The 16279-nt window shown below is 40.9% G+C and carries 9 protein-coding genes and 4 tRNA genes; 10 read left to right on the forward strand and 3 right to left on the reverse strand.

The features are described from left to right. Position 1 precedes the first annotated feature (1 nt). Entirely contained in the window at positions 2–1813 is a 1812-nt protein-coding gene (gene dhaK, locus QYZ87_09235) for a dihydroxyacetone kinase subunit DhaK (protein ID MDN4754698.1), read from the forward strand. A gap of 380 nt (positions 1814–2193) precedes the next feature. Here dhaK and QYZ87_09240 read toward each other — a convergent pair whose 3' ends face one another. Beyond that, on the reverse strand, positions 2194–3738 hold the full coding sequence (locus QYZ87_09240; GenBank protein ID MDN4754699.1) for a DUF853 family protein: 1545 nt from the start codon (positions 3736–3738) through the stop codon (positions 2194–2196). Between the two features lie 416 nt (positions 3739–4154). Here QYZ87_09240 and QYZ87_09245 point away from each other — a divergent pair, with 416 nt between their 5' ends. The 4 genes from QYZ87_09245 (at position 4155) to QYZ87_09260 (ending at position 8413) form a co-directional block, all read left to right on the forward strand. Further along, positions 4155–5459, forward strand: coding sequence for a solute carrier family 23 protein (locus tag QYZ87_09245; GenBank protein ID MDN4754700.1), 1305 nt, complete (start codon positions 4155–4157; stop codon positions 5457–5459). A 277-nt stretch (positions 5460–5736) separates the two neighbouring features. Further along, positions 5737–5819 (forward strand) — tRNA-Leu (locus QYZ87_09250). 33 nt (positions 5820–5852) lie between these two features. Beyond that, positions 5853–5938 (forward strand) — tRNA-Leu (locus QYZ87_09255). Positions 5939–6274: 336 nt separating this feature from the next. Continuing rightward, positions 6275–8413 carry a M3 family metallopeptidase gene (locus QYZ87_09260; GenBank protein ID MDN4754701.1) on the forward strand — a complete coding sequence of 713 codons (2139 nt, stop codon included), beginning with the start codon at positions 6275–6277 and terminating at the stop codon, positions 8411–8413. A 361-nt stretch (positions 8414–8774) separates the two neighbouring features. On the opposite strand, the gene QYZ87_09265 is transcribed toward QYZ87_09260, so the two are convergent. After that, positions 8775–9917, reverse strand: coding sequence for an IS256 family transposase (locus QYZ87_09265; protein MDN4754702.1), 1143 nt, complete (start codon positions 9915–9917; stop codon positions 8775–8777). 360 nt (positions 9918–10277) lie between these two features. Between QYZ87_09265 and QYZ87_09270 the strand changes: the two genes are divergently transcribed. The 5 genes from QYZ87_09270 (at position 10278) to lnu(AN2) (ending at position 14744) form a co-directional block, all read left to right on the forward strand. Continuing rightward, a complete protein-coding gene (locus QYZ87_09270; GenBank protein ID MDN4754703.1) occupies positions 10278–12425 on the forward strand; it encodes a SurA N-terminal domain-containing protein in 2148 nt (715 codons plus the stop codon). Between the two features lie 77 nt (positions 12426–12502). After that, positions 12503–12575: transfer RNA gene (locus tag QYZ87_09275), tRNA-Gly, on the forward strand. 33 nt (positions 12576–12608) lie between these two features. Next, positions 12609–12693, forward strand: a tRNA-Ser gene (locus QYZ87_09280). A 326-nt stretch (positions 12694–13019) separates the two neighbouring features. Next, entirely contained in the window at positions 13020–14225 is a 1206-nt protein-coding gene (gene mef(En2), locus QYZ87_09285; protein ID MDN4754704.1) for a macrolide efflux MFS transporter Mef(En2), read from the forward strand. Between the two features lie 24 nt (positions 14226–14249). Beyond that, on the forward strand, positions 14250–14744 hold the full coding sequence (gene lnu(AN2), locus QYZ87_09290) for a lincosamide nucleotidyltransferase Lnu(AN2) (protein MDN4754705.1): 495 nt from the start codon (positions 14250–14252) through the stop codon (positions 14742–14744). 48 nt (positions 14745–14792) lie between these two features. Here lnu(AN2) and QYZ87_09295 read toward each other — a convergent pair whose 3' ends face one another. After that, complete coding sequence (locus QYZ87_09295; protein MDN4754706.1) at positions 14793–16193, reverse strand: mobilization protein; 1401 nt, start codon at positions 16191–16193, stop codon at positions 14793–14795. Positions 16194–16279: the final 86 nt, after the last annotated feature.

Below are 16279 nucleotides of genomic sequence, written 5' to 3' on the forward strand. Positions count from 1 at the left end.
TATGAAAAAAATCATAAATACACCTGAGTCATTTGTTTATGACATGTGTCATGGAATGGCAAAGGCTCATCCAGAGTTAGAATTTGTAGAGAAATACAAGGTCGTCATCAAGAGAGAGATAAATCCATCTAAGGTTACATTAGTATCTGGTGGTGGCTCTGGGCACGAGCCAGCTCATGCTGGATTTGTAGGCAAAGGGATGTTGGACGTCGCCGTGTGTGGTGATGTGTTTGCATCCCCCTCGCAGATCCAAGTCTATAATGCACTAAAGTTATCTCAGTCAGAGAAGGGCACTTTGATGATAGTGAAAAATTATTCGGGCGACCTGATGAATTTTAATAATGCAGCAGCTCTAGCCAAGGAGGATGGAATAAATGTAGAGGCTGTTTACGTGGCTGATGATATTGCAGTTAAGGACAGCTTATATACTGTTGGACGAAGAGGAGTCGCTGGTACTGTCTTTGTACATAAAATTGCGGGTGCTAAGGCGGAGCAAGGGGCTTCATTAGATGAAGTGAAGCGAGTGGCTCAAAAAGTAGCTGACAATGTTAGAAGTCTAGGTTTTGCACTAACATCAGGTACGGTCCCTGCAGCAGGGACACCCACTTTTGAGTTGGGTGATGATGAGATGGAATTTGGTGTCGGAATTCACGGTGAGCCAGGGCGTACGCGTGAGAAGATCCAGTCCGCAGATGAATTAGCTGCAAGAATGGTCCCAGATATCATGGAGGATCTAGGCTTAAGGAGAGGTGAGAAAATAGCATTATTGGTCAATGGCTTCGGAGGAACGCCATTACAAGAGTTGTACTTATTTAATAACTCTGTAACCACTATCTTAGAGGAAAAAGGGGTCCATATTTATAAGACTATGGTCGGTAACTACATGACCTCTATTGATATGGCAGGGGCATCATTATCATTTTTACGGCTTGATGATGAACTCATAGAGCTATTGGATGAGCCTGTAGTTACACCTGCTTTGACGTGGGGCACTGATATATCTTCACGTGCTAAGGCGTGTGAAGAAGCGATTGATGCCTTGTCAAAAGTCTTAGGCACCGTTCCATCAGAAACGAAGGCGAAGAAAAGCGTTACCATAAAGCCAGAGTTGATTGACGGAGAGGAGACGACTTATGAGGTTAAAGGTAAGCCTGTAATTAACGATGTTATCAATACTGCTGGAATGGTAACGTTAGTTGACAAGATGGCTGATATCATCATAGCTCACGAGGTAGAGTTTTGCGAAGCCGACCGAAATGGCGATGGTGATTTTGGTATGAGTATCGCAAAAGGCTTTAGACAGTTGAAAAATGACTGGGCAACCCGGAAGAAGGGCAATATTGGAGAATTCTTAATCAGCTCTTCTGAAATCATTATGGAGTACTGCGGAGGTGCTTCTGGCCCACTATGGGGCAGTGCCTTCAGATATGCAGGAAAGGTAGTTAAGACTGCTGAGGAGATAGGCGTAAAAGAATTAGCAGAGATGATGCATGCAGCTGTAAAGGGAATCCAAGAGACTGGAGAAAGGTCTTTCGGAAGAGGGGCAGTCGTTGGTGACAAAACGCTTATAGACGCACTCTACCCTGCTGCAGAAAGCTTGACAAAGTCTGCTGAGCAGGGAATGCAGCTAATTGACGCTATGGAAGTGGCCGCAAAAGCAGCAGTAGAGGGAGCTGAGAAGACAAAGGAATTTGTAGCTCATCTTGGAAGAGCTGGTACTGTAGGCGAAAGAAGTATCGGCTATCCTGATGCAGGTGCCTATGGGATAGGAGTTATTTTCACAGAGCTAGCGGCATTTGCTAGAAACTTCTAAACAGCTTTTACGTAACGAGCAACATTAGGTGATGAAAAGTGTTTGTCTACTTCGACAAGTTATTGCAATGCCTGGAGTCCGTTTGCTTTAATAGCCTATTGAAAATGTTGAACTAATATATAGTTACACCTCTCTATTACATGCAAAAAGTGATAGAGAGGTGTGTTTTTACATCGTGATATATGGCATCGCAACCAAGTCAGTATCGTATAAAATACAGCTGTAAGTTAGATGAGTGTTATCTTTGAAAACTAACACTAGGATTGATCGGCAAAAAAGAAACCTACCTACACATGTTTGAGATGTTAAAACATAGGTCAATTGGCAGATCTATTCAGTGAATTTATAATCTGAGATGCCTCTACTCAATGAGGGAGAGATTACCTTTTCTTACCGAAGAAGGTGCCAAATATGGTACGGGTGATGGTTCTGCCCAACTGATTGCTAATCTGTCGTTGAGTGCTTTTTCCGACTTGCTTAATCAAATCTTCAAGCATGCTACCTCCCTCCGCTTTCTTTTCTCGAGCTTCAGCACGTGCCTGTCGTTCCGCTTCCCTTCTTTGCTTTTCTAGTTCTTTCTCCCTTGCTAAGGCTTCTTTTTGTAGCTCCGCTTGTCGCTGTTCCTCCGCTTTCAGATCTTGTCGCTTCGAGATTATTTCGTAGGCGGATTCACGGTCTATTAACTTTTCATACACGCCATACACAAGCGATTCTTGGATCACTTGGTTGCGTTCCTCCTCTGTTATCGGACCGATCTGGCTCTGAGGAGGTAAAATATAAGCACGTTCTACCATTTGCGGGGCTCCCTTTTCGTCTAGAAATGAGACTAATGCTTCTCCAGTCTCTAGCTGCGTGATAACCGTTTCGGTATCATATTGGGGGTTGGCTCTGAAGGTCTGAGCGGCCACTTTGACCGCCTTCTGATCCTTAGGAGTATAGGCACGTAGGGCGTGCTGTACACGATTGCCTAGCTGACCCAATATGGAGTCAGGAATGTCGGCAGGATTTTGCGTGCAAAAGTATATTCCTACACCTTTGGAGCGAATGAGACGGACTATCTGCTCCACTTTATCCAACAGATGCTTAGGCATATCATTGAAAAGTAGATGGGCCTCATCAAAAAAGAAGATCAGTTTGGGCTTATCCATATCACCGACCTCAGGTAGACTCTCATAGAGGTTAGAGAGCAACCATAGTAGGAACGTAGTGTAAATGCGTGGAGAGTGCATTAACTTATCAGCTGCCAAGATATTCACCATCCCTTTGCCATTAATGGTTTGGATGAAATCATCCACTATCAATTCTGGTTCGCCAAAGAAATGTTCCGCATTTTCATTCTCCAATCTCAGTAACGCTCTCTGTATAGCTCCGATACTTGCTGGTGAAATGTTACCATATTTCGTAGTGTACTCGTTGCGATTATTCCCCACAAACTCTACCATTTTTTGTAAATCCTTGAGGTCAATTAAGAGCAAGTTATTATCATCTGCAATCTTAAAGATCATGGATAGGATAGCACTTTGGGTATCATTGAGGTTAAGGAGACGCTCGAGAAGCAGCGGTCCCATCTCGGTAATGGTTGTCCGTACAGGGTGTCCTTGCTCTCCGAATACATCCCAAAATTGAGTGGGAAAAGCCTTAAATTCAAAACCTTTCTTCGCCAATTGATAACGTTCGACACGCTTCATAACACTTGAATTATTGCCACCTGCCTTGGCTATCCCAGAGAAGTCCCCTTTGATGTCTGCTACGAAAACCGGAACCCCCATTTCACTAAATGTTTCAGTGAGGTTTTGTAGGGTAACAGTCTTACCCGTCCCTGTAGCCCCCGTAATCAAACCATGGCGATTTGCCATTTGGGGATTTAATGTGATCTCTTTGTCTTGAGAGATAGCAATATAAGCACGTTTCTGATTATCGAACATCGTTTTGATATGTAATTATTGTATGCGGTAAAACAAATATATCAATAATATTTCAGTTGTCTGGTCCTATTACTTGACCAAAGCGTTGAGTATGATATATTTCGGAAAAATGTGATTTCTAAGCTTTGTAATTATTTATCAGATACAAATATTAATATTTGCCAACGAGACCTTTATTCCTTGCTTTCATGATTATAGTTGAGAAAAAAAGGAAACAAACTGAGATCGTTTTGGGGGAATAAAGGGGTGGTGTTATTTCTTTTTGAGTTGATCTCTTTTGTGAATTTGATATATAAGGATAGTCTGGAGATGATGTTTTCAGGATTTTGCGATGCTTTGCTTAATGGGTAGCTTTGTAACTGAATTGATATCTTTTTCTCTGAAGAGATATTATTGAGATAGAAGTGTGAAACTATGTGAAGAAAAAGATGGAAGCTAAATCGGACAAACGCTTTAGGTACGAACTGGAAGATAAGTTAGGTGGTGTCCCACTTTTGCTTTATGGCATACAGTGGTTCTTGGTGACGATACCAACGTTGATTATTGTAGGTGCTTTAGTCGGTGGTCTACAGTATGGCAATTCGATCGGACAGGTTTTTTATATTCAAAAACTTTTTGCTTTAGTCGGACTTGCTCTTATTGTCCAGGTATTGTGGGGGCATCGTTTACCTATCGTGATAGGACCAGCTACCGTACTTTTAGTGGGGATTATCGCTACTCAGTCTCAGGGCTTTGATGCGATTTATAGTTCTATCATTATTGGTGGATTAATTTTATTTATTCTTTCTTTTACACCTCTCATTAAACGCATTAAATCAATCTTTACCCCTAGAATTATCGCAGTAATACTTGCTTTGATAGCTATTACACTGACGCCGACGATTCTGAAGATGTGCTTTTCTGGCGATGTTTCTGAGGGGACAAAGTATCTATTCTTTATTACATTCTTCGTATTTTTACTCATTTCCAATCGTCTATTGAGTGGCATTTGGAAGAGTACTGTCTTGCTGTGGGGGATGATCATAGGGACGCTGGTATATAGAGCGATCTCATCGGATTGGTCTCTTGGTACACCTATGGGAGACCCTGCCGAAAGAGAGTTTTTTATCTCTTCATTCGTTTTTGATCCAGGAGTATTGCTCTCCTTTATCTGCTGTTACGTAGCATTATTTATAAATGAGTTAGGTTCTGTGCAAGCAGTAGGGCAGGCCATAGGTGCTGATCGTCAGATGGAGCGAAATGTCAGAGGCCTTAGAGTGACGGGGCTATCTAATGCTGTGAATGGATGCTTTGGAATCATTGGGCCAGTAGATTTCTCTATTAGTCCAGGCATAATTATGACTACAGGTTGTGCTTCTCGGTATGCTCTAATCCCGGCGGGAATAGGATTAATTCTCTGTGCAGTCTTTCCTAATGTAGTTATTTTTCTTACCTCTATTCCCGAAGCTGTGATGGGAGGTATATTATTTTACCTAATGTGTATGCAACTAGGGTCTTCATTGCAACTTATCGGTAATGGGCACCTAATTAATAATTTTGAGGATGCGTTGGTTATAGCCGTTCCTCTGATGCTTGCTCTCTACACTTCCTTTTTGCCTCAAAACATGGTTGATAGTATCCCCGCCTTTATTCAACCCATAGTGGCCAATGGTTTTGTGGTAGGAGTTATTAGTGTGATCTTGATGGAACACCTCCTTCATCGCCAACCATTATCAGAGTAGATATTCATGAGTCTCTTTCGTTATGATGTGAGGGTTATGAAGAGTGAAAGTCTTTTTTTTTTGATCTGATATTTAGTGTTGTGATATATATAGAAGAATAAATAAATCTCTAAAACTAGCAGTCTATTTTAAAAGCATAAAGATAAAATGATTCAGTGTACAAAAATACGAATTAGCTAATTTGGTAAAAAAGAAAAAATATGTATCTTTGCAATCACGAATGAGGGCTATTCCAACCCCTCATTTAATATGTATCGGATGACACCTAGTTTTATCTGCCCAAGTGGCGGAATGGTAGACGCGCTAGTTTCAGGTACTAGTGTTAGAAATGACGTGAAGGTTCGAGTCCTTTCTTGGGCACAAAGACATTCGGTATATATAAGAAGGAATGATGCACAGGTGGCGGAATTGGTAGACGCGCTACTTTGAGGGGGTAGTACTGGTTTTTCGGTGTGTGAGTTCGAGTCTCATTCTGTGCACAATTATTACGAGTGAGTGTTTGATAAGGGTCAAATACTCACTCGTTTTTTCTAATAAGTTATCTTGCCTAAGATCTCGTTTCTTCATACCTGAGAAAACATTCTTTTATATAACGAAGTGAACGCCCTCCTATAGGATAAATTTACGATAGTTAGCAGATGCTTTTTTGCAAAAAAAAGTTATTTCCACTAGTTATAGGTAATTAATAGTGATAGCTTTATTACTCTGCGTTTTTTATGATATCCAAACACCTGTATTAGGTGGTGTCTATATCTACTTTTTTGGGTATGTTTGCTAAGAATAACACAAGTTTAACAATTAAATACAGAAAGTTCATGTCGAATACATTTAAAACAATGATTCTGGGGAGCTTGGCCGCAGTTACTATGCTTGCAGCAAGTTGCTCTGGAGAGAAAAAAGATCCTATGGACGGAAACCCATTTAAGGAACCTAGTACATTGGCTTACCATGTGCCAGACTACAGCAAAATCCAAAACGAGCACTATTTACCTGCTTTTAAAGAAGGTATTAAGGAGAAACGAGCTGAAATTGAGGCTATTGTAAATAATGAAGAAGCTCCTACATTTGAAAATACTATACTTCCTTATGAAGATAGCGGTGCTCTTCTTTCAAGAGTCTCTAGTGCCTTCTTTACTGTTTCAGGAGCGGATGGAACAGATGAAATAAAGGAGATTGAGAATGAAGTCATACCTCTTTTGACTGCCCTTAGTGATGAGATATCATTTAATGATAAGCTCTTTGATCGCATAAAAGTGGTGTATGATAATGAGTTCGAAACTCTTCAGGGTGAGGACAAAAAGCTTCTTGATGAGATTTACAAAGGATTTGTTCGTTCTGGTGCAAACCTTGACTCAGATAAGAAAGCAGAGCTGGAAAAGATTAATGCTCGCTTAGCTGTGTTGCAACAACAGTTTGTGCAGATGAACATTGACGCACGTAATAAGGCTATGGTAGCAGTTGAAGACGTTAACGATCTAGCTGGTCTAAGTGAAGCTGCCATTAATCAGTGTGCTGCAGATGCTAAAGAAGCAGGTATCGCTGCTCCTTATGCAATTGTTATTAGCAATACTACACAGCAAGGCATCCTTTCTAGTCTAGATAATCGTGCACTTCGCGAAAAAGTGTATAATGCGTCTATCAATCGCTCAAATGGAACTGGAGAGATTAATACCTATCCTGTCATTTTGGAGATAGCACAATTACGCCATAAGAAGGCAAACATAATGGGATTCCCTAACTATGCTTCATATTCGCTAAGTAATACTATGGCTCAGACACCAGAGAATGTATGGAGCTTCTTTGAGGATCTGATTAAGGCCTACAGACCTGCTGCAGATAAGGAAACAGCTGAAATTGAAGCCTATGCACAAAAGACAGAAGGGTCAGATTTCAAACTTCAGCCATATGATCGCTTTTATTACTCTGACAAGATGAAGCAAGAGAAGTACAACTTCAGTAGTGAAGATGTGATGCCATATTTGCAGGCTGAAAAAGTGCTTGAAGATGGTGTGTTCTATGCTGCTGGAAAAGTTTATGGTCTTACTTTCAAGGAACGCTTTGACATACCTACTTATCATCCAGATGTACGCGTTTATGATATCTTTGATAAGGATGGCAGCCAGATCTCAATGATCTATATTGACTTGTTCCGTAGGCCTACTAAGGGTGGCGGTGCTTGGATGGGTGAGTTCCATAGCCAAAGTCGTCGTAACAATCAATTACCTATTATATACAATGTATGTAACTTTGTAAAGGCTCCAGAAGGTCAGCCAAATCTACTGACTTGGGATGAAGTAACTACTATGTTCCACGAATTTGGACATGCTCTACACGGACTATTGTCTAATGTTGAATACGAAACCCTTAGCGGAACAAATGTTACACGCGATTTCGTAGAGATGCCATCACAGTTCAATGAGTATTTTGCATCAGTACCTGAAGTGTTTAATAACTTCGCGGTGCATTACGAAACTGGTGAGCCAATGCCAGAAGATCTAAAATCTAAGATGCTCGAATCAATTAACTACCATGCAGCATATGCTCTTGGTGAAAACCTTGCATCTTCTTCAGCAGACTTGGCTTTCCATTCACTTGAAAGTGCTGATGACTTGACAGCTGATAATATTGCTAACTTTGAGAATGAAGCTCTGTCAAAGCTTAACTTATTGGATCCTCAAATTCCACCACGTTATATGACTTCTTACTTCAATCATATTTGGGGTGGTGGTTATGCAGCAGGATACTATAGCTACCTATGGTCAGAGGTTCTCGCTGTAAATGTTGGAGAATACTTTACCGCTCATGGTTCACTCAATCCTGAAGTAGGTGATTCTTTGCGTGAGAAGATACTAAGCCGTGGTAATACTAAAGATCTAGGAGAGTGCTTCTCAGAATTTACTGGTCTTGAGAAGCCAAATGCAGCAAGCTTACTCCCAGCAAGAGGTATTAAGTAATTGAAAAGGTGTATATTAATTTATATACATAACTAAAGTAGAAGCACATCAAAACTTATTTTGATGTGCTTCTACTTTTATATCTTTTTTATAACCTAACTTCCATGGTCTTCGCATCGACAATTAAGTAAAGTTCGCCACGATGCTTTCTTTGAATTGGTAGTGTCCCCAAAAGTGTGTACGGCAGAATGCGTCTCTGAAAAGCAAACCTACATATTTTTTCGCTTTGTTTTCCATAAACATTAAAGATAGACCAATAAAGAATTAAGGCAAGGCTGTCGTAGCACCGCGGAGACACCGCCTTGCCGTATTCTTTTAGGTTGATATCTTTGTGTTGGAAAATAAAGCACATTGTTGTTATTTACTTTTCATTGTTCTTCCTAAGTCCAAGAGTTAGATCTCCTATTCTTTTCTTCAGATAGTTTGCATTGATTGCAATACTACCTATCAAGTGTAGAGCGGATTCTACGCTAGGTAATGCACATTTATATCGAGCCCCTTTCTTTACCTGTCTATTGAAGCGTTCTATCCAGTTAGTACTATGAATGTACTTGCGAACACTGACGTCGTATTTTAGGTATGTGAAGTAATACTCTATCCTCTGACCGTTAGCTATTTTTGTGAGAAAAGGATAGCTCTTACGCCATCTGAACGCAAAGTTTTTAAAGCTCTCTAGGCCATCTAAAGGTGAGCTTCTTGAGCCGTCTTTACTAAAGACCTCCTGTAGATCACTTGCGATGGCTGACTTATCTCGAGGGCGTATCTTTCGAGTTATTTCTCGCTGTAGATGCACCGTGCAGAGCTGGACTTCCACTTCTGTAAAGTGCTCACGTGCAACCTCTTCAATGTTATTCAACCCGTCTGAAATGATTAGTCCTACCACTTCGAGTCCTCGGCTTTTTAGATCCTCAAAAAACTCGCCCCAGATGCCGCTTCCCTCTGTTGGATTATTATAGACACCCACGATGTCTCGACGTCCTTCGCTATCTAAACTCATCACTACAAAAAATGCCTCCTTGCTCACACTTTCTCCTCTCCGTACAGGAAGATATGTAGCATCGATAACAAGTGCCTCTAAAGTCCTCGGTAGACGTCTTTGACGCCACTCTTCTACTGCTTCTTGGGTCGATAAGGAGAGACGATTGATTTGACTCGTACTATAACGTTTACCATACAAACGCTCGAATACTCCAGAGATATCCTCCATCGTATTACCGCAGCTATATAGATAACCTGCTAGTTCTCCCATCTCTTTCTCTTGATCTTTGAGAACGCCTAAAATCAAGGGCATGAAGCCCTGCTGTCGAGTTCGGGGTACTCGTAATTCTAGCATATTACCACTCGCAAAGATGCGACGGGGGCGGTATCCATTGCTCACATCGCCACTATCTTCTTTATACAGTTCCCTCTCCCCTTGCATCGCTATTTCGATGATTAACTCCATTAAACGACCAACTCCATTTGGCTCTGTCATCACGTTTGATAGAATTTCCTTAAATTGCATTTGTGTAAGTCTCATCTTCTTGTTTATCTTTTGTTTTTAACTTTTCAAAGATAACATTCTTGGGACTTACACACTTTTTGGGGACAGTATCTTTGAATTGAACTATATGGAATAAAAGATAATGCTTTCTCAAAAAAGTATATGAAACTACCTATATATCCCATGAATTACCAGAATCTTTTCGTTAATTTGAACTGAAAGAAGTATGACTTCAAATGAATAATATTATACTATTAAACTGAAGATGCTATTTCTAATCGTAGAAAGTTTGATAAATAATCAAAAAATTGCTAACTTCGCTGACTGAAAAGGTATGAAGCATTATTACTTAATAATAAAGTAGTGCATTAAATATATTATATGGCAACATTAGAAAAAATTAGAAACAGAGCAGGATGTCTTGTCATTGCTATTGGCGGGGCACTAATTGCATTTCTCTTCGGAGACATTATCAAAGGCGGTTCCTCTATAATGCAAGATAGAGAAATGAATGCCTTTACTGTAAATGGTAAGGCTACAAAGATTCAAGAGTATGAGGACAAGGTCAACCAAGTCATGGAGATGTATAAATCTCAGGGAATGGCGACTTTGGATGATTCTCAAACCAATCAAGTTAGAAATCAGGTCTTCCAAGGAATGGTTGCAGAGCAAGTACTCTTAAGTGAAGCTGATAAACTTGGTATTACAGTGTCACCAGCTGAAACATTTGACTTGATCCAAGGTGAAAACATCTCTCCTGTGATCAGCCAAAACCCTATGTTTGCCAATCCCGAATCAGGCTCATTTGATAAATTGGCCTTGCTTAATTTCCTTAAGCAAATTAACTCTAAAGCAGATTATACACCTGAAGAACAATCACAAATCAACCAATACAAGAATATGTGGGTTGATATAGAAAAGAATGTTCGGAAGCAAAAACTTAATGACAAGTATGTCAATCTGCTAGCAGGAGCGATCCTAGCCAATAAGCTAGAGGTTGAGTATGCCATGAAAGGTGATAATAGTATCGCAGATATTCTTTATGTACAACAGGGCGTTAACTCAGCAACTAATATCGAGGTAACCCCAACAGATGCAGATCTGAAAAAATATTATGACGAGCATAAAGATTATTTCAAGACCATAGACAAGTCCGCCATGGTAGATGTGATCTATGCCAATATAGTTCCTTCAAAGTCAGATATTGAAAACGCCAAGTCAGATATTGAGACAGCACATAATGATCTTAGCTCAGGTCAAAGTCCAGCTTTAGTCCTTGATGAATTTTCTGATACTCCTTTCATGGATATGTATCTTCCACTTTCAGAGTTTAATTCGCAAGTATTTTCGGCTGACTTCCTAGCTTTTCTATCTGGAGCTTCAGTAGGTGAAGTTAGCAAGGTTATGGATGAAGGTGATAAGTTCACTGTAGCTAAGTTGGTTGGTGTCAAAAATACTCCTGAAAGCTTGAAGGTAAGACACATTGTATTAGCCCCTGCTGGCTCTTTCGAAGGTCAAGTTAATGGGGACAGTTTGCTCACTGCACTCAAGGCAAACCCAAGTAGCTTTGCACAAGCTGCTACTGCGTACTCTTTGGATAGAAACTCTAGTAGTAAGGGTGGTGAAATTGGTTGGCTGAACGAAGCTATGGCGACTAATTTTATTAGTGCCAAGTTTAGTGATGCTATTTATTCAGCTAAGATAGGAGAGCCATTTGTATTTACCTCTAAGTATGGTGAACACATTATTCTTGTGGAAGAAGCAAAGGCTCCTATTGCTAAGTATAATGTTGCAATAGCACAGAGAACAGTGGTTCCTAGCTCAGAGACCCAAGGATTACTTTATAATGAGGTATCTACATTCTTAAATGAGCATAAGTCTGGAGATATTGCTGCAGAAGCTCTGAATGCTGGATATCAGGTAATGGAGAATGTCAGAGTCATGGCATCACAACCAATGATCTCTCAGAATATAGATAATAGCCGGAAGGTAGTTCGTTGGGTAATGAACGCGAAGAAGAATGAGGTTTCTGAAATCAATGAGTGTGGTAGTAAGTACGTCATTGCTCGTGTGAATAAACTTATTCCCGCTGGTATCATCCCATTTGAAGATGTCAAAGAGCAGATCACTCCTATTGTCGAAGAGCAGCTAAAAGTGGATGCAATGTTTGATAAACTTGTTGCAGCAGGATACAGTAGTCTTAATGATTTTGCAGCAGCTGTCGATCAGCCAATAGATACTCTTAATAGCGTAACCTATAGCTCTTCAAGACTAGCAAATATTGGTTATGAACCAGCAATTAACGCTGCAGCTAAGAATGCTCCGTTGAACAAAGTAATGCCAGTGAAAGGAGATAGAGCTGTTTATTTAATTAATGTTACCAACCGTTCTGAAGGTTCTACTCCAATGAATGAAGAAGAGATGAAAATGATGGTTAATAATGCTAGAAGTGGAGCAATCCGGTCACAAGCAATTAATCAAATCATCGTCAAATCAAAAATTGAAGATAATAGATCGAAATTCCAATAAATTCATCTAAAAAGATTACCAATATTCAGAAAGTTTGTGTATCTTTGCATCACCAAAACAGAAAAGGTAATCTTTACGCGGAAATAGCTCAGTTGGTAGAGCACAACCTTGCCAAGGTTGGGGTCGCGAGTTCGAGTCTCGTTTTCCGCTCAAGTCTAATCTCAAATGAGATTGTAAGATTTAGGAGAGGTGGCAGAGTGGTCGATCGCGGCGGTCTTGAAAACCGTTGAAGTGAGAGCTTCCGGGGGTTCGAATCCCTCCCTCTCCGCAGCAAACGCTGAAAATCAGCAGATTGCAAAACAAACACCCAGTTTTACACCCAAGAATGTAAAGTCGGTGTTTTTGTTTTATTTAAGATAATACAACCACTACATAATAAAAGAGTAGCGATATTAAAAGAATCCGATGAGAAAAGACTAATATTTATCTATCCATTCAGTTTGATTTTTCAGGACTTTACATCGTCCTGAAAGTATTTGTTATTGTATTCCAACGTCAGGAGTGGATTATAATACAAGTTTTTTGTGTGGATAGAATTTCGTTTTGCTTAATGTACGAAAGTACTTATCTATAAACGCATGAAATATTAGCACAATGAATCATTGGAAATCAACTTTGGCCGTGATAGGAATAGGCCAACTCATATCTATTTTAACAAGTACGATTGTTGGCTTCTCCATTATTTTTTGGATTAGCAACGAATTTAAATCCCCGACAGCTTTATCTCTGGCTATTTTAGCTGGATTTTTACCACAATTTGTATTAGGCTTGTTTGCCGGGGTCTATGTTGACAGATGGAATCGAAAGAAAACGATGTTTTATTCGGACTTGTTCATCGCGTTCTGTACCCTATGTCTTTTTATTGTGATAACCAAGGGTTATAAAGACCTTTCTTTTTTTTATCTATTGACTGCTTGTCGTTCAATAGGCAGTACGTTTCATGCACCTGCTTTACAGGCAAGCATCCCTCTACTGGTTCCCAAGCACCATCTTGTCAGGGTATCAGGTTTGTACCATTCCATTCAATCCTTCAGTGAGGTGATAGCTCCCGTTGTAGGGGCAAGCCTCGTTGTTTGGCTTCCCATACAGTATATTCTGCTCATAGATGTGATCGGAGCTGTTGCTGCTTGTCTGACCTTACTTTGTGTCCAGATTCCTTCTCTTCAAAAAACGAAAGTTCTTCCAGATTTCAAAAAAGAACTGACGGAATGTTGGCATACCTTGCGGCGTACAATGGGCATTTTGCCTTTATTCGTATGCTTTACGCTGGTGACTTTTGTCCTTATGCCTGTTTTTACGTTATTTCCTTTTATGACGCTTCTGCATTTCAACGGAAACATTTTGCAAATGGGAGTTGTGGAAATGGGTTGGGGCTCAGGGGCATTGTTGGGCGGTTTAGTACTTGCCTGTAAGGCTTTGAAAAGCAAGCAAACATTAGTGATGCATACGGCTTATGTGATATTGGGATTGTATCTGATTAGCGCCAGTTATTTACCATCAAGCGCATTTATAGGTTTTGTTTGCCTAACATTTACAGGAGGCATAGCCTATTCCATTTACCATGCGCTTTTCATCGCTATTATTCAGCAGAACTTGGCTTCGGACATGCTTGGACGGACTTTTTCTCTCATCTTTAGTTTGAGTACCTTTCCATCAATGCTGGGTATCGTAGCTTCAGGATATTGGGTGGAAGCATGGGGTATCACATCCGTCTTTATGATCAGCGGATGGGTTATCTTTCTGATTGGAGTGGGTGCAAATTTTATTTCTTCAATCAAGCAGTTGGATAATTACGCATAGTATTATTTATTAAAGAATTATTATATGACAAAGAAAGAACACACTACGATTACAGAGTTATTTCAAGTTTTGGACTTGTTGGAAAGCCTGGACATGCAGTTTTGGTTGGATGGAGGCTGGGGAGTGGATGTCTTGTACGGACAGCAAACCCGCTTGCATAGAGATATTGACATTGATTTTGATGCCAATTATACAGACCAACTCCTTGATCTTTTGCAGGAGAGAGGATATCAAATTGAAACAAATTGGTTGCCCACCCGTGTGGAACTGTATAGCAAAGAATTAGGCTATATTGATATCCATCCTTTTGTCTTGAATGCGGACGGCACTTCCAAACAAGCCGACTTGGATGGAGGCTGGTATGAATTTCAACCGGACTATTTTGGAACAGCAGTCTTTGAAGGCAGAAGCATCCCTTGCATTTCTGCAAAAGGGCAACAAGTATTCCATTCGGGATATGAATTGCGGGATAAGGATATTCATGACTTATCTATTCTTGATGCTATTTCAAAATCATAATTAAAAGCTGGAGGATCAATTCCCCCAGCTTTTTCAGCCCTCGTTACATCATAACTTGAATCCTCTACTTTTTCTTGGCTCTTCTGTTTTTCGTAAACCTTGCCGAAGTTTCTCCCATTGTTCTTTGAACCATTCGCCAATCGGTTGCCTGTTTATGGTCAGTACCAGTTTACTGTCATTGGTCGGATTCTTTTCCACTTTGAAAATATCATTCCTGATGTCAAACTTCCGTCTGTGCTCTTCGGAATAAATCCTGCCATTGCACCTGATAGCCTCTTTCTTCGTCAGAAGGCTCTCTATCATTTCTTTGGTGAAGCCGATGGCAGTGCATAGCTTTTCCATTCTCAACATTTCTTTGAGCATCGGGAACCATTTGAACGCCTTTTCAAGAATAGCATTCAGTCGTGATATTTCCTTGTCTTTGGCTTCAAGCTCCAGATTGTGTATTCCTTGCAGATTACGTATCTGCTTGCCGTGCTGTTCCTGCATGTGCCGCATTTGGGCTTTCAGGTCATCAATTCCCTTATCCCGTTTGGCTATTTCCTGATGCAATTCTTCATTGGATAGTTCCAGTTTCTTCATTTTTCCACTGCCGAAAAGAGAACCCACTCCGCTCACTATGACCGTAGCGGCATCGGTGGCTGCGCCTTTGAGCTTGTCCGTGCGTATCTCCGATTTCACCTGACGGAGTTTCTGTTCGGCAAGGTTTATCTGTTCTTCTTTGTGCCGCTTTGCTGCATCCATGCGTTGCAGTTCGGCTTTCTGCTTCTCAATGATGAAGTCGTTCCGTTCCAAATGTTTTTTGCCTGTTACAGCCTTTGACTGCCCACGCTCCATCAGCAGGATATCAGATGCCAAGTTTTGCATTTCGGTCATATCCTCATCATTGAGTTTGCGGCTCTTGCCTGTATCGTGGTTCATCCAGTCAAATACGATATGGGCATGGTAATTCGGTTTGAACCACCTTTCGCCTACTTGGAAACTCTCCATGTCCTCCGGTGCGGGCTGACCGTTCAGCCAATGCCCCTCGTCTTTGTGGAGGAAGATTTGGAGCGGTGTAATGCCCCATCGCCTTTGGCACTCTTCGCCAAACCTACGCACATCCTCCAGCGTGGTGTCCTGTCTGATTAGCAATACACCCTCACGGATGGGAGAACATCCCGCCACCTTGATAATCTTGCCATTCTTCCCTTTGCGCTCACGCTCCTTTTCCTGCATGACACGGCCTGTCTTTTCTTTGACCATGCGTTTGATGTTCTCATAGTGCGTCTGCAATTCGGGACTGCCGAAATCCGGATTTATCCATTGTTCGTTATCAGCCGTAAGTTCGGACACGATGTAGATTCTGGACTTGCCGATGTTGCGCATATACTCGGCAGTCCTCCGGTTATGAGCCTCGCTTGATGCCACGTTGCAAGGCTTGATATGTATGCTTGATTTTGTTGCCATCTTTTCAATTTTTGATTCGGTAATTACTAATTTTGTTTGCTGCTTTCCGCTCATAACCGCATGGGGTTCTTAGGGGTGCAACCCAT

The sequence above is a fragment of the Porphyromonadaceae bacterium W3.11 genome, from assembly GCA_030434245.1.
Lineage (GTDB): Bacteria > Bacteroidota > Bacteroidia > Bacteroidales > Porphyromonadaceae > Porphyromonas_A.